Source organism: Micromonospora lupini str. Lupac 08 (genome assembly GCF_000297395.2).
GTDB classification, from domain to species: domain Bacteria; phylum Actinomycetota; class Actinomycetes; order Mycobacteriales; family Micromonosporaceae; genus Micromonospora; species Micromonospora lupini.
This window is the reverse complement of the sequence record NZ_HF570108.1, coordinates 1,744,419-1,764,114: the sequence shown is the minus strand read 5'-3', so window position 1 is coordinate 1,764,114 and position 19,696 is coordinate 1,744,419. Positions and strand designations below refer to the sequence as shown.

The following is a 19,696-nucleotide window of genomic DNA, read 5'->3' as shown; positions in this document are numbered from 1 at the left end:
TATCGGCCGTCCGACACTCCGCAGCCTGGCCCGAGCCGCGCGCACCACAGCGGGCCGCTGAGCGCCTGCTCAGGGCCGATCCACAGCGGGCGCGTCGACCGGGAGCAGGAGGCCCACCAGCTCGACGTGCTGGGTCATCGGGAAGAGGTCGAACCCGCGCAGCGCCGCCAGCCGCCAGCCCCGCTCGGCGAAGGTGCGCACGTCCCGGGCGAAGGCCGCCGGGTCGCAGGCCACGTACGCGACCGCCCGTGGGCGGGCGGCGGTCAGCGCGCGTACCACCGGGGCGCCGGCGCCCGAGCGCGGCGGGTCGAGCACCACCACGTCGACCGGGCCGGTGATCCGGCGGCGGGCCAGCGCGGTCTCCACCCGGGCGGCCACCACCTCCACGCGGGGCAGGTCGGCCAGGTTCTCCCGGGCTGCGGCGACGCCCTGCGCGGCAGCCTCCACCACTGTCACCCGGCCGGACGCGCCGACGCGGGCGGCCAGCCCGGCGGCGAACAGCCCGGCGCCGCCGTAGAGGTCCCAGGCCACCTCTCCCGGGCGCGGGTCGAGCAGCTCCAGGACGGCCGTGGACAGGGTGTCCGCGGCCGCCGGGTGCACCTGCCAGAAGGCGGACGCGGGCAGCGCCCAGTCCCGCCCGGCGGCCACCTCGCGGACCTCGGTGGGCCCGCTGACCGGCCTGGCCACCCCGTCGCGGACCTCGGCGACGCTCACGTCTCCGCCGGTGCTGGCGACGGTCTCCACCGCCTCGGCCGCCGGCCAGCGCGTCCCGGTCGGGGTGAGCACCGGCAGCTGCTGGATGGCCGGGTGGGCGATCCGGCAGCGGTCGATCGGCACGACCTCGTGCGAGCGGTGCTTGAGCAGGCCGGCGCGGTCCGCGGCGTCGACCGCGTAGCGGACCCGGGAGCGCCAGCCCAGCAGCCCGCCCGGCAGCGCCTCGACCCGGACGCCGAGCCCGTCCAGCGCGGCGTCGGTGAGCCCACCGAGGCGGACCAGCTGCTCGCGCACCACAGCGGTCTTCCAGGCCAGCTGCGCGTCCGGGGCGACGTGTTGCAGGTCGCAGCCCCCGCAGGCGCCCGGCTTCGCGTACGGGCAGGGTGGCTCCACCCGGTCCGGCGAGGGGTCCAGCACGGTCACGGCGTCGGCCCGGACGAATCCCCTGTGCACCTCGGTGACCTCGGCGATCACCCGCTCGCCGGGCAGGGCGTGCCGGACGAACACCACCTGCCCGTCCACCCGGGCCACGCAGTGCCCGCCGGGGGCCACCGCGTCGACGGTCAGCTCGACCCGTTCCGCCTCCGCGAGGCCACGCTCCGCCTCGGCGAGGCCACGCTCCGCCTCCGCGAGGCCACGCTCCGCCTCGGTCGGGCCACGCTCGGCCGCCGGGGGTGGCGCGGTCCGCTCAGTCACGGCCGTTCCCGACCGTCTCGCTGCCGACCGGGCCGGGCTCGTCCGGCGGCGGTGCGGTGACCGCCGGTGGCACGGTGCCCCGGGGCCCGCGCGCCGGGGTACGGGAGAGTGTGGCGTCCAGCCGGTCCAGGTTCTTGCTCGCGGTCGAGGCGAGCTGCCAGGGAACGCTCACCACCATCACCCCCGGTTCGAAGAGCAGCCGGCCCTTGAGGCGCAGCGCGCTCTGGTTGTGCAGCAGGTTCTCCCACCAGCGCCCCACCACGTACTCCGGGATGAAGACGGTGACCACGTCGCGCGGTGACGTACGGCGGGTCGAGGCGACGAAATCCAGGATCGGGCGGGTGATCTCCCGGTACGGCGAGTCGACGACGGTGAGCGGGATCGCCATCTCCCGCCGCTCCCAGTCGGCCTGCAGGTCGCGGGTGTCCTTCTCGTCCACGTTGACGGTCACCGCGGTCAGCGTGTCCGGCCGGGTCGCCCGGGCGTACGCGATGGCCCGCAGCGTCGGCTGGTGCAGCTTGCTGACCAGCACGATCGCGTGGTTGCGGGCGGGCAGCACGGCCCGGCCCTCATCCGGCGGGGTCAGCTCGGTGGCGACCCGGTCGTAGTGCCGGCGGATGCCCAGCATCAGCACGTAGATCACGGCCATCGCGGCGATGGCGATCCAGGCGCCGAGCAGGAACTTGGTGATCAGGACGATCACCAGCACCGTGCCGGTCAGACCCATGCCGAAGGTGTTGATGGCCCGGGACCGCAGCATCCGGCGACGCGCCTCCGGATCCCGCTCGGTGCGCAGGCGCCGGTTCCAGTGCCGGATCATGCCGGCCTGGGAGACGGTGAACGAGACGAAGACGCCGACGATGTAGAGCTGGATGAGTCGGGTCACCTCGGCCTGGAACCCGACGATCAACACGATCGCGAAGAGGGCCAGGAAGGTGATGCCGTTGGAGAAGGCCAGCCGGTCGCCCCGGGTGTGGAACTGGCGGGGCAGGTAGCGGTCCTGGGCGAGGATCGAGCCGAGCACCGGGAAGCCGTTGAACGCGGTGTTCGCGGCCAGGAAGAGGATGAGCGCGGTCATCCCGGCCACCACGTAGAGCAGGAACGATCCGGAGCCGAAGACCGTCTCGCCGAGCTGGGTGGTGACGGTCTTCTGCACGTACCCGTCCGGGCCCGAGACGATCTGCAGGGCCGGGTCCTCGACGAACTGCAGGTGGGTCAGCCGGGCCAGCCAGATGATCCCGACGAGCAGGCTCACCGCGATCGCGCCCAGCAGCAGCAGCGTGGTGGCGGCGTTGCGGCTCTTCGGCGCCTTGAACGCGGGCACGCCGTTGGAGATCGCCTCCACGCCGGTGAGCGCGGCGGCGCCCGAGCTGAACGTGCGCAGCAGCAGGAAGACCAGGGCGAAACCGGTCACGCTGTGCTCGGCCTGGATGACCAGGTCGGCACTTGGCGCACGGAGGTCGTCGCCCAGTACGAAGACGCGGAACAGCCCGGTCAGCAGCATCCCGCCCATCACGATCACGAAGCCGTAGGTGGGGATGGCGAAGGCCGTGCCCGACTCGCGCAGGCCACGCAGGTTGACCGCCGTGAGCAGCACCACCGCGATCACCGCGATCATGACCTTGTGGGTGGCCACGAACGGCACCACCGAGCCGAGGTTGGCCACGCCGGAGGAGACCGACACGGCCACGGTGAGCACGTAGTCGACGAGCAGGGCGCTTGCCACCCCGACCCCGAACTTCGGGCCGAGGTTGACCGTGGCCACCTCGTAGTCGCCGCCGCCGGAGGGGTAGGCGTGCACGTTCTGCCGGTAGCTGGCCACCACCGTGAGCATCACCACGACCACCGCGAGGGCGATCCACGGGGAGAACAGGAGCGCCGAGGCGCCGGCGATGGACAGGGTCAGGAGGATCTCGTCGGGCGCGTACGCGACGCTGGACAGCGCGTCGGAGGCGAACACGGGCAGCGCGATGCGCTTCGGCAGGAGGGTGTGCTGCAGGCGGTCGGACCGGAACGGTCGACCGAGAAGCAGTCGCTTCAGCAGCGAGGTGGGACTGGCCACGAACGCCAAGGGTACGACCATCATCGCGGGAGCACGGGGGTGGGCGATCGTCGCTGCTCACCACGACGGGGTACGGTCGGTCCCCGCTGGCCGCCGGGACGTGGCAGGCTCGCACTCGAAGGACCCCCGGCAGTGGGAGCGGTACGCACCTTGGGAGGGACAGCGTGCACGTCGTGATCATGGGATGTGGTCGGGTCGGGTCGACCCTCGCCCACAGCCTGGAGTCCCGGGGGCACTCGGTGGCGGTGATCGACCAGGACGCCGACGCCTTCCGGCGGCTCGGCCCCGACTTCGCCGGGATCACGGTGACCGGGGCGGGCTTCGACGGCGAGGTGCTGCGCCAGGCGGGCATCGAGCGCGCGGACGCCTTCGCGGCCGTCTCCAGCGGCGACAACTCCAACATCATCTCGGCGCGGTTGGCCCGTGAGACGTTCGGCGTGTCCCGGGTCGCGGCCCGCATCTACGACCAGCGCCGCGCCCAGGTCTACGAGCGGCTGGGCATCCCCACGGTGGCCACGGTGCGCTGGACCGCCGACCGGATGCTGCGGCACCTCGTGCCGGAGGGCAACGTGGAGATCTTCCGCGACCCGACGAGCACCGTGTCGATCGTCGAGGTCCCGGTGCACAAGGAGTGGATCGGCCGGCCGGTACGCGTCCTGGAGGAGGCGGCCGGCGCGCGGGTGGCCTACCTGATCCGCTTCGGCATCGGCACGCTGCCCACCGCGTCCACAGTCGTGCAGGAGGGCGACCAGGTGTTCATGCTGGTCAGCGACGACATCGTGACGACTGTCACGTCGGTGGCGTCGACGCCGCCGGAAGGGGGGCACTGAGCCATGCGGATCGCCATCGCGGGCGCCGGCAACGTGGGCCGCTCGATCGCCCAGGAGCTGATCGAGAACGGCCACCAGGTGATGCTCATCGAACGGCAGCCGAAGATGCTCCGACCGGACCGGGTTCCGGCCGCCGAGTGGGTGCTCGCCGACGCGTGCGAGGTGGCCAGCCTGGAGGAGGCCAACGTCGCCGGCTGCGACGTGGTGGTCGCGGCCACCGGTGACGACAAGACCAACCTGGTGCTGTCGCTGCTGGCCAAGACCGAGTTCGCGGTGCCCCGGGTGGTGGCCCGCGTCAACCGGGCCGAGAACGAGTGGCTCTTCACCGAGCAGTGGGGCGTGGACGTCGCGGTGAGCAAGCCGCGGGTCATGGCCGCGCTGGTCGAGGAGGCGGTCACGGTCGGCGACCTGGTCCGCCTGATGACCTTCCGGCAGGGCGAGGCGAACCTCGTCGAGATCACCCTGCCGCCGACCGCGCCCTACGTCGGGCAGCCCATCCACGCGGTGCCGCTGCCCCGCGACTCCGCACTGGTGGCGATCCTGCGCGGCAAGCGCGTCCTGGTGCCCAGCCCGGACGACCCCATCGAGGCCGGCGACGAGCTGATCTTCGTCTGCACCGCCGAGGTGGAGGACGAGGTCCGCGCGGTCATCCTCGGCCCGGACAGCGTCGAGCGGACCCGCGGCTCACGCTGAACCGCGTCGGGCGCGGCTGGGGGGGTCGCTCAGGCGCCGGGCAGCGGGGTGGGTTGCGGCTCCCGGGTGACCCGGCGCACCGTCCAGACGGTGATGAGCAGCAGCAGCGCGTACGGCGGGTAGCCCAGCGCCAGCCGGGCCACGCCCAGCGCGGTGTCCTGGTGGGCCAGGTAGAGCCCGGCCTGCACGCCCACCTTGGCGAGCCACACCACGCCCCAGAGCACCGTCAGCCGGGTGAAGGTGCGGACCAGCTTCGGGTCGGCCCGCCACTCCGAGCGGCCCTTGGCGACGAGCACCGACCAGATCCACCCGACGAGGGGCTGCCGGACGGCCGCCGAGATCAGCAGGGCGATGCCGTAGCCGATGCCGTAGAGGATGCCGGGTAGGTAGAAATCCCGCTCGTCGCCGGTGCGCCAGGCGATGGCGGCGCCGATGCCCACACCGAACAGCCCGTTGACCGCGTGCCGGATCGGCCGGCGCTGAGCCAGCCGCAGCACGGCGATCAGCAGCGCGACGCCCATCGAGGCGATCACGGCGGGCCGCAGGTCGCTGATGATGTTGGCGAGCACGAAGACGACCACCGGGATGCTCGACTCGACAAGCCCCCGCCAGCCGCCGAGCTGGTCGGCCATCTGCTCGGCGATCGTGGGCAGTGGCTCGTCCTCCTCGGGAGGATCGGTCTCCGGCTGTGCTGCCCGGTGCTGTCCCGTCGTCATGCCCGGCCTTCCGTCCGCGGTGCCGTCACTTCGGCGAGTCCAGCTCGTAGTACGGGTTGTAGATGACCTTGCGTTCGTCGCGCATGGCCACCCGGCCGCGTGCGGTCAGGTGCCGCCCCGGCTCGATCCCGGAGATGTGCCGCCGACCCAGCCAGACCAGGGTGACGACGTCGCTGCCGTCGTACAGGTCGGCCTCGAGGGTGGGCAGGTTGGTGCGCGGCGTGTAGACCACGGTGCGCAGCCGACCGGCGACCGAGACCACCTGGCCCCGGGAGCACTGCTGGGCCAGGACGCCACCGCACTCGGCGCTCTCCTGACGCAGCTCCTGCGCGTCGATCTCGGCCTCGCTGGCGGTGAACCGTTGCAGGATGCGCCGCAGCGACACCCGGCTCTCGTCGGTCGTCATGACCTCCGCGTCACCCTCTCCACGCTCGCCGGCGCAGGCCGGCTCCGGCCCGGCTCCGGCGACGCCGGAACCGTCCCGCCAGCGTACGCCGACGGGCCCGGTTCCGGCGGGCCGGTGTTCGGTCGGTCAGACCTGGCGGGGCTCGGAGGCGGCGGACTCGTCCCCGCCCTCGGCGCCGGCCTGGTCGGCGATCTCGCGGGGCAGTCGCAGCGGCAGCGGCTCACGGACCGGCTTCGCCTCCTGGCCACGGTCGACGACCAGGCCGTCCAGGCACTCGGCGAGCGGCCCGGCGCTGGCCGGGTCGGTGGCCACCGGGCCCTGGAAGACGCCGCGGACCATCCAGCGCGGCCCGTCGACGCCGACGAACCGCAGGTTCGTCGGGCCGTCCGGGGTGCGCACCTGGGCGTGCAGCTCCGGGCCGTACTCGCCCTCGACCTCCTGCGCGGCGGCGCCGTCCTGCAACAGCGACTGCCGGATCTCCTCGCGCACCTCGTCCCAGATCCCCTCGGACCGGGGGGCGGCGAAGACGCCGAGCTGCAGCGCGTTGTCCCCGTGCACCAGCACCACCTGCTGGATCACGCCCTGCGGGTCGGCCTGCACCCGCACCTCCACCTCGGCCACCGCCGGGATGTGCAGGCTGCCGAGATCGAGTCGCTGCACCTCGTCGTCGACCTCGGAGATGTCGTACGGCCCGCGCATGAGCGCCGGCCCCGACGCCCCGGCGCCTTCGTCGAGGACCTCGGTGGTCCGCTCGTCGCGGGTGTGCCGCCCGGCATCGGCCCGCTTTCGGGAGAAGATCACTGCGCCCACCCTCCGCTGTTCACGATCACCCTGCCACCTCTTCCGTCTGCCCGTGGCCCGGCTCGGCCCGCCGCTGGTCGGGCCATTCCTGGCCGACCGGTGCCGGCACCAGCCCGGCGTGTCCGCCGGTCGAGCCGTGCCCGCCGGTCCCACGCGAGGACCCGGGCAGCTCGGCCACCGGCTCGAACCGCGCCCGCGCGACCCGCTGGATGACGAGCTGGGCGATCCGGTCGCCACGGGAGATCTTCGCGGGCGTGTCCCGATCATGGTTGATCAGGTTGACCATGATCTCACCCCGGTAGCCGGCGTCGACCGTACCGGGCGCGTTGAGCACCGTCACGCCGAGCCTGGCCGCCAGACCGGACCGCGGATGGACCAGGCCCACGTACCCCTCCGGCAGGGCGACGGCCACGCCGGTGGGCACCAGGGCCCGACCGCCGGGCGGCAGCTCCACGTCCGCGGCGGCCACCAGGTCGGCCCCGGCGTCGCCGGGATGGGCGTACGTGGGCAGCGGCAGCTCGGCATCGAGCAGCCGTACGGGCACGGGTACGACGTCGGTCACGGGTCCCCTCTTCGTCCGGTTGTCTCCGGTGACCCTGCCATCCTGCCGGTTGGCCGGCCCGCCGTGCGCCGTACCCTCGCAGGAGTGAGCATGTCGCCCTCCCCGTCCGCCGATCGGCCGCCGGTCCCGGCCCGTCCGGCGTACGCCGAACGGCTGGACCTGCCCTGGTGGCTGTGGCTGACCGGGCTGGTGGCCGCCGCGCTGCTGGCCGTCGAGATCTGGATGGGCGGCTCCGGCGTCCGCGCCTGGCTGCCCTTCGCGGTGCTGCTGCCGGTCACCGCCGCCGGGCTGTGGTGGCTGGGCCGGATCCGCGTCGCGGTCGTCGACTCCGAGCTGCGGGTGGACGACGCCCGGCTGCCGGTGCGTTTCGTGGCCGACGTGATCCCGTTGGACGTGGCCGGCCGTCGCGAGGTGCTCGGGGTGGGCGCGGACCCGCTCGCCTTCGTGGTGCAGCGGCCGTGGATCGGCGGCGCCGTGCAGGTGGTCCTCGACGACCCGGCCGACCCGACCCCGTTCTGGGTGGTGAGCACCAGGCGGCCGGTCGAGCTGGCCGAGGCGGTGCTTGCCGCGCGGGACGTCCGCCGGCCCGCCGACCGTACGGCCGGCGAGCCGGGCTGACCGACGCCGGCCGCTCCGCTCAGGTGCCCGTCGGCGGGCCGGGCAGGGCCTGCGGTGGCGCTGACCGGGCGATGCCCTGACGGCGCAGGTCCACCTGGAGCTGGTCGGCCATCTGGCGCGTGGCCCGGCGGTTGAGAAAGCTGGCCACCGCCGCGCCGGTCAGGAACGGCCCGAGCGTGGTGAGGTTGCGCCCGAAGCGGCGCAGCAGCATGTCTCGCATCTCCTTGCGGGCGGCCGTGCCGAGCACCGCGCCCACGCCCACGCCGGGCACCATCGGGTTGACCCCGCGCTGGGTGGCCCAGGAGTGCACCAGCGCCACCGCCCGTTGACCGCCGGCGCCGGGCAGCGCCACGCCGTGGATCTCGTGCAGCTCACCGATCAGTTTCAGCTCCACCGCCACGACGGCGACGGTCTCGGCGGCGAGCAGCACGGGCGCGGACAGCAGCGTGGGTGCGACGGTCCACTCGACGGCGGCGACTCCCCCGCCGGCCGCGCCGATCCCGGCCGTGGCGCGGGACGCGTTGCGGATCAGTCGTTCGGCCAGGGCCGCGTCGTCCAGGCCGGGAAAGTGTCGCCGCAGGGTGGCCAGGTCCCGCACCGGTACGTGCGGGGCGATCTCGGCCACCGTGTCGGTCATCCAGCGCACGGCGGCGCGTGGCTTGAACAGGTCGGAAATGCCCCGGCTGCGGGCCTGGCTCACCATTCGGGTGAGCAGTTGGCGCCGCCGGGCCGGCGCGATGTCGTCCGCGGTCAACGCCGCGACGGTGGCGCCGAGGTCGTCCGCGCCGCCGTCGGTGGTGTCGCCTCGATCGCTCATGGGTCGGACCTCCCGGTGCTGTGGCTACCCGCTACGAGTCAAGCAGGTACCCACCGGCGACGCATGCCTACACCGGTAGCGGCGGCCCCGATCAGGAGGCCGCCGCCGGTGTCGTGAGTGTCAGACGCACTCTCGGCAGATCAGCTCGCCGTTGCGCTCGACCGCCAGCTGGCTGCGATGGTGGACCAGGAAGCAGCGGGCGCACCGGAACTCGTCCTGCTGCATCGGTAGCACCTTGACAGTGAGCTCCTCGTCGGCCAGGTCGGCACCGGGCAGCTCGAAGCTCTCGGCGACCTCGGCCTCGTCGACGTCCACCGCGCCCGACTGTGAGTCGACGCGCCGTGCCTTGAGCTCTTCCAGGCTGTCCTCGCCGAGGTCGACCTCGTCGCGACGCGGGGCGTCGTAGTCGGTGGCCATCGGTTGTCACTCTCCCATATCGATGTTGTCGCTTCCCGGTTGTAACGCCGGACGACGCTGTTTCGGTTCCGCTGGCCGACGACCACTTGTGTCGGGCACCCGACCCGGGGACCGTACGGGTCGGGACCGCTGGGGCCACTCCCCTGCGAGCGCGGAACCTTACCCCCCCTTGGGCGAGGCATGTATACCGCCCTTGCGGCTGAGATGTACGCCCCCGCACGCGAAGTTGTTCCCAATGTGATTCAGGCGACACGAAGATAGGGGTAGTAGTACCCGGTTCACGGTCGGCGCGCCGGCATGTCGGACTGTTTCCACGCGACGGCCGGACAACCGTTAACCTCAGCGGCGTATTCGACGGCCGGCGGTCAGTGCGATCGTTGGCGGCCGCCGCCACCCACCTGAGGTCCCGGGAGCGCCCAGATGAGTTTTGCGCGAGTGCGAGCACTCGTCGTCGTCGGCCTGCTGGGGGTCCTGGCCCTGGCGTTCGTGATCACCGCGATCGTCCGGGACAGCCAGGGCGACGCCGGCGCGGCGGGCGGTTGCCCGGACGGTTGGCCGCTTGCCGACGTCACCCTGCACGAGACCAAGGACGTCAAGATCAACGTCCTGAACGCGACCGACGAGCCGGGCCGCGCCGGCGCCGTCGCCGACGACTTCCGCAACCGCAAGTTCCAGGTCAAGAAGGTCGGCAACGCGCCGAAGGGCATCGACGACGTCGCCGTGCTGAAGTTCGGCCCCAAGGGCGTCAGCTCCGCCCACCTGCTCAAGGCGTACTTCCTCAACAACGCCGAGCCGGTCTACGACGAGAAGCGCACGGACGACGTCGTCGACGTGGTGCTGGGCAACGGCTTCCAGCAGCTCGCCACCACCACCGAGGTCAACCAGTCCCTCGGCGACCTGGGCCCGCCGGTGGCGCCCGCGGGCTCCTGCCCGTCCCCCGCCGCCAAGAAGTGACGCCGTAGCCGCCCGGATCCGCCCTCCGTCACCCCGGCACGCCCGGGCGCTCCCGACGCGCCAGGGACGTCGTCAGGGGCCGCCGGAGGCGTCCAGGGCGGCCAGCCGGTCGTGCAGGTCGGCGAAGAGGGTCGGCGGGGCCGCGATCACCAGGTCCGGGCCGGGCGGGCGCCCGGCCAGGCCGGCGACCCGCGCGCCCGCCTCGGCGGCCACCAGCCCGCCGGCGGCCAGGTCCCAGGCGGCCAGGCCCTTCTCGAAGTACGCGTCCAGTCGCCCCTCCGCCACCAGGCAGAGGTCCAGGGCGGCGGCGCCGAGGCGGCGGATGTCCCGCACCGACGCGATCAGCCCGGCCACCACCGACGCCTGGTGCGCCCGCCGGCCGGCGTCGTAGCCGAAGCCGGTGCCGACCAACGCCTGCCCCAGGTCCGACTCGCCGGAACAGCGCAGCCGGACACCGTCGCGCCACGCGCCACCACCGGCGGTGGCGGTCCACTCCTCGCCGGTGTTCACGTTGCGCACCACGCCGGCGACCACCACCCCGTCCACCTCGGCGGCCAGCGACACGGCGCTGTACGGCAACCCGTAGAGGTAGTTCACGGTGCCGTCGATCGGGTCGACGATCCACCGCACGCCACCCGGCTCGGCGGGGCCGGTGTCCTGGGTGCCGTACTCCTCGCCGAGGACCGCGTCCCCCGGCCGCAGCGCGTGCAGCGCGTCGAGGACCTGCCGCTCCACCGCCCGGTCCGCAGCCGTGACCACGTCGGTGACGGTGCTCTTGGTCGCCGCCACGGAGACGCCCTCGACCCGCATCCGGTACGCGGTGGCCGCGGCGTCCCGAGCCACGTCGAGCGCGATTGCCAACAGTTCCCGCGGTGGCGGCGCCGAACGGTCCATTCCAGGGTCCCCTTCCCGTACGACCGGGGCGTTCCGGGCCGTGCGCGAGTATCATCCTTACAAAGTCCACATCTGCGCCGAATCGGCGGTCCCGCCGCCGTTACGCCGTGCGGCGCAGGATGATCGCCGCAGACGGCGTTACAATTCACCCCTGCCCACGCGCCACGGACCGCCGACCACCGGCCGGCCCGGGACACGGGGGTCCCTCAACCACATCGCCCGGCCGGTTGCCCCACGCTGTGCCGGACGACCCGGCCGTGCCCGCTCTTCGCCTCCGGAAGGTCATTCGTGACAGAACCCCGCCAGCCCGGCGCCGACGTTCGCTCGCTCACCGACACCCTGATCGCCCACGCGCAGAGCGCCGGTGGTCAGCTCACGTCGGCCCAGCTCGCGCGCACCGTCGAGACCGCCGAGGTGACTCCGGCCCAGGCCAAGAAGATCCTGCGGGCGCTCTCCGAGGCGGGAGTGACCGTGGTGGTGGACGGCTCGGCGAGCACCCGCCGCCGGGTCGCCGCAGCCCGCTCGACGACCCCCGCGTCCCGGGCCACCACCGCCAAGACGACCAAGAAGGCCGCCGCCCCCGCCCCGAAGCAGGCGCCCGCCTCCGACGATGCGCCGTCGACCCCGGCTCCGCGAAAGGTGGCCGCTCGCAAGGCCGCCGACGTCGCCGGCGCCGCGGCCACCCCGGCCAAGGCGACCAAGTCCACCCGCGCCACCAAGGCGACGGTGGCCGCGGCCGCCGGCGCCAAGCCGGTCAAGGCCGGCGGCAAGGCCAAGGGCGAGGGCGCCGAGGGGGAGATCGACCCCGAGGAGCTCGCCGCCGTCATCGAGGACGTCGTGGTGGAGGAGCCGGCCGAGCTGGCCCAGGCCGCCGAGACCGACGCCGCCGCGTCGGCCACCGACAACGACTTCGAGTGGGACGACGAGGAGTCCGAGGCCCTCAAGCAGGCCCGGCGCGACGCCGAGCTGACCGCCTCCGCCGACTCCGTCCGTGCGTACCTGAAGCAGATCGGCAAGGTCCCGCTGCTCAACGCCGAGCAGGAGGTGGAGCTGGCCAAGCGGATCGAGGCCGGGCTCTACGCCGCCGAGCAGTTGCGCGCGGCCGACGAGGGCGAGGAGAAGCTCGCCCGGGAGATGGTCCGCGACCTGGGCTGGATCTCCCGCGACGGCGAGCGCGCCAAGAACCACCTCCTCGAGGCGAACCTCCGTCTGGTCGTCTCCCTGGCCAAGCGGTACACGGGGCGTGGCATGGCCTTCCTGGACCTGATCCAGGAGGGCAACCTCGGCCTCATCCGCGCGGTGGAGAAGTTCGACTACACCAAGGGCTACAAGTTCTCCACGTACGCCACCTGGTGGATCCGGCAGGCGATCACCCGTGCCATGGCCGACCAGGCCCGCACCATCCGCATCCCGGTGCACATGGTCGAGGTCATCAACAAGCTCGGCCGCATACAGCGCGAGCTGCTCCAGGACCTGGGCCGCGAGCCCACGCCGGAGGAGCTGGCCAAGGAGATGGACATCACACCGGAGAAGGTGCTGGAGATCCAGCAGTACGCCCGGGAGCCCATCTCGCTGGACCAGACCATCGGCGACGAGGGCGACAGCCAGCTCGGTGACTTCATCGAGGATTCCGAGGCTGTGGTCGCCGTCGACGCGGTCTCGTTCTCGCTCTTGCAGGACCAGCTCCAGCAGGTGTTGCAGACGCTCTCCGAGCGTGAGGCGGGTGTGGTACGCCTGCGGTTCGGTCTGACCGACGGTCAGCCGCGGACGCTTGACGAGATCGGTCAGGTCTACGGGGTGACCCGGGAGCGGATCCGGCAGATCGAGTCCAAGACGATGTCCAAGCTGCGTCACCCGTCCCGCTCGCAGGTTCTCCGGGATTACCTGGACTGAGCCGGTTTCGTCAACCGAACGTGTCGTTTTGACCACCTGGTGTGCAACACCAGATGGAGATCGTCCGGATGCACGAATGTGATCGTTGACGTGGCACCCTGGGTGCACGGCACACTGTCCCTGCCAGGTGTGACCTCGGTCCCCCGCGGGCACACAGGGAAGGCAGCGCCTAGCAAGGGTGTTGCACGATAGGTGAGCAACGACCGAAGAGATTGTTCATCGGTGACGACCAGAGGAGGAAGGCGATGAACTCGACCCTCACGCCGCCGCCCGAAACGGTGGCACCCCCAGCCGCCGATGAACGGTGCGACCGCTGCAATGCTGCCGGTAAGCTCCGGATCACTCTGGTGGGTGGGAGCGAGCTGGTGTTCTGCGGGCACCACGCGAACAAGTACGCGGAGGATCTCGTGAAGATCACCGAGCGGTTCGCGACGGAGCCCGATTTCAGCTGGCGTGGCGCCGATCTGATGGCGAACTGAGTCCGTAGACCGACATAGCCCGCCGGAGGCCCCCATGGGGGCCTCCGGCGGGCTTTTTCCTGTCTCCGCACTCGGGTTCCTGGAAGACGCGGTGTCCACCCGAGGCGGATACCGCGTCTTCCACGAAGCGGAGTGGATCAACGCAGGCTGGGCTGCCGGAAGCGGCAGCCGGGCTAGAGGGTCTGCACCGTCGCGATGCGTTCCTCGAGCTGCTCGATGGTGGCTTGGGCGCTCGGCGGGCCGCCGCAGAGCCGGCGCAGCTCGGCGTGGATCTTGCCGTGGGGTTGGCCGGTGCGATGGTGCCGGGCGGCCACCAGGGCGTTCAGTTGCCGCCGGAGCGCCACACGGCGCTGGGCGGCACTCAGGGGTGCCGGAGGTGCCGCCGTGGGCGCAGCGGCCGGCTGAGCGGCCCCGTCGGCCGTCCGACGGCGTTGGGCGGCGAGCTGCGCCGCCTGACGCTTGGTCAGCAGCAGCGAGACCTGGTCGGCGGTGAGCAGACCGGGCAGGCCGAGGTACTCCTCCTCCTCGGGGGTGCCGGCCTGGGCGGCGGTCCCGAACGACGCGCCGTCGAAGATCACCTGGTCCAGTTCGGCGGTCGCCGAGAGCGCCGCGAACCGCTTCTCCAACTCCCCGCTGGCCTGGTCGTCGCGCTGCGCCCGTTCCAGCAGGTCGTCGTCGAGGCCGTCGGAGTCCTTGGGTTTGCCGAGGACGTGGTCCCGCTCGTTCTCCATCTCGCTGGCCAGCCCGAGCAGGTGCGGCACGCTGGGCAGGAAGACCGAGGCGGTCTCGCCGGGGCGGCGGGCCCGCACGAACCGGCCGATCGCCTGGGCGAAGTAGAGCGGGGTGCTGGCGCTGGTGGCGTAGACGCCGACCGCCAGCCGGGGGATGTCGACCCCCTCGGACACCATCCGCACCGCGACCAGCCACCGCTGGTCGGACGCCGCGAACGTCGCGATCCGCGCGGACGCGCCCTGGTCATCGGAGAGCACCACGGCGGCCCTCTCGCCGGTCACCTGCTCGATGAGCTTGGCGTACGAGCGGGCGGTCTGCTGGTCGGTGGCGATGATCAGACCACCGGCGTCGGGCATGCCGGCGTTGCGCAGCACGGTGAGGCGGGCGTCGGCGGCGCGCAGCACCTGCGGCATCCAGTCCCCCGCCGGGTCCAGGGCGGTACGCCACGCCTGCGCCACCAGGTCCTGGGTCATCGGCTCGCCGAGGCGGGCCGCCAACTCGTCCCCCGCGTTGGTGCGCCAGCGGGTCTCCCCCGAGTACGCCAGGAAGAGCACCGGCCGGACCACGCCGTCGCGCAGCGCGTCGGCGTAGCCGTACACCGAGTCGGCGTGGGAGCGCAGCAGCCCGTCACCGCCCCGCTCGTAGGTGACGAACGGGATGGGGTTGTCGTCGGAGCGGAACGGCGTACCGGTGAGCATCAGCCGGCGTACGGCGGGCTCGAAGGCGTTCTTGACGCCGTCGCCCCAGGAGCGGGAGTCGCCGGCGTGGTGGATCTCGTCGAGGATGACCAGGGTGCGACGGGTCATGGTGCGCCGCCGGTGCACCTGCGGGGCCATCCCCACCTGGGCGTAGGTGACCACCGCGCCGTGGAAGTCGGCCGCCGAGTGCACGTCGGCGTTGCGGAACGCGGCGTCGAGCTGGATGCCCACCCGGGCCGCGGCTTCGGCCCACTGGTTCTTCAGGTGCTCGGTGGGTGCGACCACGGTGACCGCCTCGACGGTGCCGTCGCCGAGCAGCTCGGCAGCGATCCGCAGGGCGAAGGTGGTCTTGCCGGCGCCCGGCGTGGCGACGGCGGTGAAGTCCTCGGTACGCCGGCGCAGGTACTCCACCAGGGCCTTGCGCTGCCAGGCACGTAGTGCCGGGAACGTCTCGAGCACCGGCGTCCGGGCTGCCACGCGAAAGCTCCTCTCCGACCGCACGAGGGCGGACACCGGGCGAGGGCCACGAGTACCGCCGCCCATGAAAACGCCTCCGCGCAGAAGCTGCCGCGAAGGCCGACTCAGCATAACCAGCGCGGGCCCGTCGGCCCAGGCGACACCACGCCCGTCACATCCGCCACCCCAGCAGAACGGGCCGCATCACTCCGGCACGGCCACCTTCACCACGCCGGCACGGCCCGCCTCACCAGTCCCGGTCGGTGCGCGGATCGGCTCCGCTCGCCCGCGGTGGCCGCAGCGTCGCCACCGGCGCGGACCAGCGGCGGCGCAACGCGACGAGCCGCAGCCCGACCACCCCGACGGCGGCGGCGGTGAGCGGCGCCGGCCCGGTCTGGTCGGTGACGTGCAGCAGGACCACCACGACCGATCCGGCCAGGGCGGCCACCGCGTAGATCTCCCGGCGCAGCACCACCGGGATCTCGGCGGTCAGCAGGTCCCGGCCGAGCCCGCCGCCGATCGCGGTGAGCATGCCGATCAGGCAGGCGCCGACCGCCGGCACCCGGGCGTCGAGCGCCTTGAGCGTGCCGGTGACGGTGAACAGACCGAGGCCCGCCGCGTCGAGCACCAGCACCGTGGTGCGCAGTCGGGCGAGCTGCGGGTGGAGCCAGAAGACGGCGAGCGCGGTGACCGCCGCGGTGGCGGCGTACCGCCAGTCGGCGAAGGCGAGCGGCGGCACCTCGTCGATGACCAGGTCGCGGAGGATCCCGCCGCCGAGCGCGGCCACGAAGCCGACGAACGCGACGCCGAACAGGTCGAGTCGTTTGGCCACCGCCGCCGAGGCGCCGGAGGCGGCGAAGACCGCCACCCCGGTCAGGTCGGCGAGGAGCAGGGCGGTGGAGGTGGTCACCGCCGCAGGCTACGTCGCCGGCCGGAGCGCCGGCCGGGGTTCACTCGCGGTACGAGTCGTAGATCTCCTTGCACTTGGGGCAGACCGGCGAGCCCGGCTTGGCCGCCTTGGTGACCGGGAAGGTCTCCCCGCAGAGCGCGACGACGAAGGTGCCCATGACGGCACTCTCGGCGATCTTCTCCTTGCGGACGTAGTGGAACATCTCGGGACCGGTGTCGGCGTCCTTCAGTTCCGGACGCTCGAGAACCTCTGTGCTCACGTCTGCACCTCCGACCGTCAAGTTTGGCAGGTCATCACGGCCGGGTCCACTTGAGCCCGGTCCGGGTCCGACCCCGTACCGTGCCGGTGTGACTGACTTTCGCATCAGCTACGGCACCGAGGTCGCCGTCGCCCTGCGCGACGGCCGGCCCGTCGTCGCCCTGGAGAGCACCATCGTCTCGCACGGCCTGCCCCGTCCGCAGAACCTGCGGGTGGCCCGGGAGATCGAGCAGGCGGTCCGGGACGCCGGGGCGGTGCCGGCGACGATCGGCATGATCGGCGGGGAGCTGGTGGTCGGCCTGGACGACGCGCAGCTGACCCGACTCGCCACCGTCGATGGCGTGACGAAGCTCTCGGTCCGCGACCTGGCCGTGGCGGCCGCGACCGGCGCGGACGGCGCCACCACCGTGGCGGCTACCAGCGCGGTGGCCGCCGCCGCCGGCATCGGGGTGTTCGCGACGGGCGGCCTGGGCGGGGTGCACCGGGAGGCGGCGCACACCTTCGACGAGTCGGCCGACCTGGTCACCCTGGCCCAGACCCCGATCACCGTGGTCTGCGCGGGGGTCAAGTCGATCCTCGACGTGGGCGCGACGCTTGAGCGCCTGGAGACCCTCGGGGTCGCCGTCATCGGCTACCGCACCCGTCGCTTCCCCGGCTTCTACCTCACCGACGCGGGCTTCGACCTGGACTGGTCGGTGGACTCCCCGGAGCAGGTCGCCGCCGTGCTGGCCGCCCGGGACGAGCACGCCGTGCACACCGGTGGTCTGCTCGTCGCCAACCCGCTGCCGGTCGACGAGCAGCTCGACCCGGAGTTGCACGACCGGACCCTCGCCGAGGGCCTGGCCCGGCTGGAGCGGGACGGGGTGACCGGCAAGGCCGTCACGCCGTACCTGCTGGCGTACTTCCACGCGGCCACCGAGGGCGCGAGCCTGGCGGTGAACGTCCGGATCATCCTGCGCAACGCCGACCTGGCCGCGCGCATCGCGGTCGCCGCGGTCGCCCGCACCTCCGCCGTACCGGCATGACCCGTCCGGCCCGCGTGGTCGTCGTCGGGGACGTGATCACCGACGTGGTGGCGGTGCTGTCCGGGCCGCTCGCGGCCGGTTCGGACACCGGGGCCGAGATCAGTTTCGGCGGCGGCGGGCAGGCGGCCAACACCGCCGCCTGGATCGCGGCACAGGGGGTTACCGTCACGCTCGTGGGCGCGGTCGGCGACGACGACGCCGGGCGCGACCGGGTGGCCGAGCTGGACCACGCGGGCGTGGACTGCGCCGTCGAGCGGGTGGTGGGCGCCGCGACCGGCACGGTGATCGTGCTGGCCTCCGACGGCGAGCGGACCATGGTCACGTCGCGGGGCGCGAACCTCGCGTTGAGCGCCGAGCACGTGGAGAAGGCCCTCGCGGCGGTGCCCGACGCGGGGCATCTGCACCTGTCCGCGTACACCCTGTTGGACGCCGGGTCGCGCGGCGCGGGGTTGCGGGCGCTGGCCGCCGCCCGCGAGCGCGGGCTCACCACGAGCGTCGACGCGGCGTCCGCGGCGCCGCTGCGGCGGGTCGGCGCGCGGACCTTCCTGGGTTGGGTACGCGACGTCGACCTGCTGCTTGTCAACGCGGACGAGGCGACGGTGCTGGCCGGCGGGCTGGATCCGGCGGCACAGGGGCGGGCGCTGTCGGCGACGGCCCGGCGGGTGGTGGTCAAACGTGGCGCGGCGGGAGCGGTCTGGGTGGACCGCACCACGCCGGTCTGCGCGGCCGCGGCCCGCCGGGTGGCGGTGGTGGACGTCACGGGCGCGGGCGACGCCTTCGCGGCCGGTCTGCTCACCGCGTGGCTCGCCGGCGCCAGCCCGACCGCGGCGCTGAGCCGCGCCACCGACCTGGGCGCGCTGGCAGTCTCCACAGCCGGCGCACGCCCGCAGCCGTAACGGCCGGAGCACCGCCACAGCCGTAACGGCCGGCGCAGGACCCCCATCGCGGCCGTGACTGTCGAGCCCTGACCCGCTCGTGGGTCAGGGCTCGATGTCGATGACCTTGTGTGGGCGCTCCTCTGCGGTGAGACTCATCGGCGGGGTGTCGTCCTGCCGCCGGCTGTGGAACCGATTGGCCAGCCGGTGCTCCTCCTTGGGCGGCCGGTCGTTGGCCAGCAGCACGGCCAGCCACGGAATGAGCACCATGCCGAGGGCGCACAGCGGCAGCCAGACCCAGAGCAGTGGGGCGTTCGCGCCGACCAGGATCGCGCCGACGATGATGCAGGCCACCCGGATGCCCATCATGAGGACATAGCGGCGCTGACGGCTGGTGAGCTGATCATTCTGGCTGCGCGAGGCATCGGTGATCAGAATCGGCTGGTACGCCTGACGCTTCACCATGGACCTCCTCGAGGGGATTACGCCCCATCCTGTCACCACGGAGGCGTGATCAGCGAAAATTGACCCAGCCCGGTGCGTGTTACGGGCGTGGTACGCTGCCCGACGTGGGCAGCAGGTTCAGCTTCACCGACGAGGCGTTGGCCAACCTGAGGGTCTACGACGTCACACCCGGGGAAGTCTGGGAGGCGCTGCACAGCGCTCGACGGGTCATCCGCCACCTGGGTGACGACGTGATGGTGGTCTACGCCGCCGGCCGGCGCGGCCGCCGCCTGGCGGTGCTGCTCGCCGAGGCCGACGGCACCGACAACGACTGGGACATCCTCTCCGCCCGCGAGCTGAGCGACGTCGAGTCGAAGCGCTACGACGAGGCCGTGCGGAGAGATCGCCGATGAGGAGGCCGTGACGATGCACCGTAACGACGCGACCAAGCAGTTCCACAGCGGCGACGACCGGCTCGCCGACCTGATCGACGACAGCCCGGGGGTGGACCTGCCGACCCCCGACACGGACGTGCCGATGGTGAGCCGATCGGTGCGACTGCCGCTGGAGACCTACGAGCGGGTCCGCGCCGCCGCCGACGCCCGGGGCATCGGGGTCACCACGCTGATGCGGCAGTGGATCGAGGCCGGCCTCGCCGACCTGGACGATTCCGCCACCGTCTCCCTCGCCGACGTCCGGCGGGCGCTGGCCTCGCTGGCCCACCCGACCGCCGCCTGAGCGCGCGG

The 19,696-nt window shown here is 72.8% G+C and carries 23 protein-coding genes; 10 read left to right on the top strand and 13 right to left on the bottom strand.

Annotation, left to right across the window (positions count from 1 at the left end; all coding sequences use genetic code 11):
• Positions 1-69: 69 nt before the first annotated feature.
• Entirely contained in the window at positions 70-1,281 is a 1,212-nt protein-coding gene (locus MILUP08_RS09285; protein ID WP_051065907.1) for a class I SAM-dependent RNA methyltransferase, read from the bottom strand.
• 121 nt (positions 1,282-1,402) lie between these two features.
• Positions 1,403-3,472, bottom strand: coding sequence for an APC family permease (locus MILUP08_RS09280; protein ID WP_039907538.1), 2,070 nt, complete (start codon positions 3,470-3,472; stop codon positions 1,403-1,405).
• A gap of 164 nt (positions 3,473-3,636) precedes the next feature.
• On the opposite strand from MILUP08_RS09280, the gene MILUP08_RS09275 reads away from it, so the two are divergent.
• Together MILUP08_RS09275 and MILUP08_RS09270 are read left to right on the top strand one after the other, a co-directional pair.
• Positions 3,637-4,302, top strand: coding sequence for a potassium channel family protein (locus MILUP08_RS09275; protein ID WP_007456941.1), 666 nt, complete (start codon positions 3,637-3,639; stop codon positions 4,300-4,302).
• Positions 4,303-4,305: 3 nt separating this feature from the next.
• Entirely contained in the window at positions 4,306-4,995 is a 690-nt protein-coding gene (locus MILUP08_RS09270) for a potassium channel family protein (RefSeq protein ID WP_007456939.1), read from the top strand.
• Positions 4,996-5,024: 29 nt separating this feature from the next.
• On the opposite strand, the gene MILUP08_RS09265 is transcribed toward MILUP08_RS09270, so the two are convergent.
• The 4 genes from MILUP08_RS09265 to dut all read right to left on the bottom strand — a co-directional run bounded on the left by MILUP08_RS09265 (position 5,025) and on the right by dut (position 7,480).
• The gene (locus MILUP08_RS09265; protein WP_007456938.1) at positions 5,025-5,711 is read right to left on the bottom strand and encodes a DUF3159 domain-containing protein; all 687 of its coding nucleotides are present in this window, start codon (positions 5,709-5,711) and stop codon (positions 5,025-5,027) included.
• Between the two features lie 25 nt (positions 5,712-5,736).
• Positions 5,737-6,117 (bottom strand): OB-fold nucleic acid binding domain-containing protein, encoded by a 381-nt coding sequence (locus tag MILUP08_RS09260; protein WP_007456937.1) that lies wholly within the window; start codon positions 6,115-6,117, stop codon positions 5,737-5,739.
• A 126-nt stretch (positions 6,118-6,243) separates the two neighbouring features.
• Entirely contained in the window at positions 6,244-6,918 is a 675-nt protein-coding gene (locus MILUP08_RS09255; protein ID WP_007456936.1) for a DUF3710 domain-containing protein, read from the bottom strand.
• Positions 6,919-6,943: 25 nt separating this feature from the next.
• Positions 6,944-7,480, bottom strand: coding sequence for a dUTP diphosphatase (dut, locus tag MILUP08_RS09250; protein ID WP_007456935.1), 537 nt, complete (start codon positions 7,478-7,480; stop codon positions 6,944-6,946).
• A gap of 84 nt (positions 7,481-7,564) precedes the next feature.
• Between dut and MILUP08_RS09245 the strand changes: the two genes are divergently transcribed.
• Complete coding sequence (locus MILUP08_RS09245; protein WP_167626035.1) at positions 7,565-8,098, top strand: DUF3093 domain-containing protein; 534 nt, start codon at positions 7,565-7,567, stop codon at positions 8,096-8,098.
• 19 nt (positions 8,099-8,117) lie between these two features.
• Here MILUP08_RS09245 and MILUP08_RS09240 read toward each other — a convergent pair whose 3' ends face one another.
• Entirely contained in the window at positions 8,118-8,915 is a 798-nt protein-coding gene (locus MILUP08_RS09240) for a hypothetical protein (RefSeq protein WP_007456933.1), read from the bottom strand.
• Between the two features lie 120 nt (positions 8,916-9,035).
• On the bottom strand, positions 9,036-9,332 hold the full coding sequence (locus tag MILUP08_RS09235; protein ID WP_007075406.1) for a DUF4193 domain-containing protein: 297 nt from the start codon (positions 9,330-9,332) through the stop codon (positions 9,036-9,038).
• Positions 9,333-9,767: 435 nt separating this feature from the next.
• Here MILUP08_RS09235 and MILUP08_RS09230 point away from each other — a divergent pair, with 435 nt between their 5' ends.
• Positions 9,768-10,286, top strand: coding sequence for a LytR C-terminal domain-containing protein (locus MILUP08_RS09230; protein ID WP_193376614.1), 519 nt, complete (start codon positions 9,768-9,770; stop codon positions 10,284-10,286).
• Positions 10,287-10,358: 72 nt separating this feature from the next.
• Here MILUP08_RS09230 and MILUP08_RS09225 read toward each other — a convergent pair whose 3' ends face one another.
• On the bottom strand, positions 10,359-11,180 hold the full coding sequence (locus MILUP08_RS09225; protein WP_007456923.1) for an inositol monophosphatase family protein: 822 nt from the start codon (positions 11,178-11,180) through the stop codon (positions 10,359-10,361).
• Positions 11,181-11,468: 288 nt separating this feature from the next.
• Here MILUP08_RS09225 and MILUP08_RS09220 point away from each other — a divergent pair, with 288 nt between their 5' ends.
• Together MILUP08_RS09220 and MILUP08_RS09215 are read left to right on the top strand one after the other, a co-directional pair.
• A complete protein-coding gene (locus tag MILUP08_RS09220; RefSeq protein WP_007456922.1) occupies positions 11,469-13,073 on the top strand; it encodes an RNA polymerase sigma factor in 1,605 nt (534 codons plus the stop codon).
• Between the two features lie 245 nt (positions 13,074-13,318).
• Positions 13,319-13,552: a DUF7455 domain-containing protein gene (locus MILUP08_RS09215; protein ID WP_007456919.1), complete on the top strand. Its 234-nt coding sequence runs from the start codon at positions 13,319-13,321 to the stop codon at positions 13,550-13,552.
• 173 nt (positions 13,553-13,725) lie between these two features.
• Here MILUP08_RS09215 and MILUP08_RS09210 read toward each other — a convergent pair whose 3' ends face one another.
• From MILUP08_RS09210 to MILUP08_RS09200, 3 genes are all read right to left on the bottom strand, one after another.
• The gene (locus MILUP08_RS09210) at positions 13,726-15,459 is read right to left on the bottom strand and encodes a DEAD/DEAH box helicase (protein WP_039905682.1); all 1,734 of its coding nucleotides are present in this window, start codon (positions 15,457-15,459) and stop codon (positions 13,726-13,728) included.
• 226 nt (positions 15,460-15,685) lie between these two features.
• Positions 15,686-16,348 (bottom strand): trimeric intracellular cation channel family protein, encoded by a 663-nt coding sequence (locus MILUP08_RS09205; RefSeq protein ID WP_007456914.1) that lies wholly within the window; start codon positions 16,346-16,348, stop codon positions 15,686-15,688.
• A 40-nt stretch (positions 16,349-16,388) separates the two neighbouring features.
• On the bottom strand, positions 16,389-16,607 hold the full coding sequence (locus MILUP08_RS09200) for a DUF3039 domain-containing protein (RefSeq protein WP_007456912.1): 219 nt from the start codon (positions 16,605-16,607) through the stop codon (positions 16,389-16,391).
• Positions 16,608-16,695: 88 nt separating this feature from the next.
• Between MILUP08_RS09200 and MILUP08_RS09195 the strand changes: the two genes are divergently transcribed.
• Together MILUP08_RS09195 and MILUP08_RS09190 are read left to right on the top strand one after the other, a co-directional pair.
• Complete coding sequence (locus MILUP08_RS09195) at positions 16,696-17,631, top strand: pseudouridine-5'-phosphate glycosidase (protein WP_007456910.1); 936 nt, start codon at positions 16,696-16,698, stop codon at positions 17,629-17,631.
• Positions 17,628-18,527: a carbohydrate kinase family protein gene (locus MILUP08_RS09190; RefSeq protein WP_007456909.1), complete on the top strand. Its 900-nt coding sequence runs from the start codon at positions 17,628-17,630 to the stop codon at positions 18,525-18,527. Before MILUP08_RS09195 ends, MILUP08_RS09190 begins: the two co-directional genes overlap by 4 nt.
• Before the next feature lie 84 nt (positions 18,528-18,611).
• On the opposite strand, the gene MILUP08_RS09185 is transcribed toward MILUP08_RS09190, so the two are convergent.
• The gene (locus MILUP08_RS09185) at positions 18,612-18,971 is read right to left on the bottom strand and encodes a DUF3099 domain-containing protein (RefSeq protein WP_007456907.1); all 360 of its coding nucleotides are present in this window, start codon (positions 18,969-18,971) and stop codon (positions 18,612-18,614) included.
• A gap of 104 nt (positions 18,972-19,075) precedes the next feature.
• Between MILUP08_RS09185 and MILUP08_RS09180 the strand changes: the two genes are divergently transcribed.
• Together MILUP08_RS09180 and MILUP08_RS09175 are read left to right on the top strand one after the other, a co-directional pair.
• The gene (locus MILUP08_RS09180) at positions 19,076-19,363 is read left to right on the top strand and encodes a hypothetical protein (protein ID WP_007456905.1); all 288 of its coding nucleotides are present in this window, start codon (positions 19,076-19,078) and stop codon (positions 19,361-19,363) included.
• 13 nt (positions 19,364-19,376) lie between these two features.
• Positions 19,377-19,688, top strand: a complete 312-nt coding sequence (locus MILUP08_RS09175; RefSeq protein WP_007456902.1) for a hypothetical protein — start codon at positions 19,377-19,379, stop codon at positions 19,686-19,688.
• The last annotated feature ends 8 nt before the right edge of the window (positions 19,689-19,696 follow it).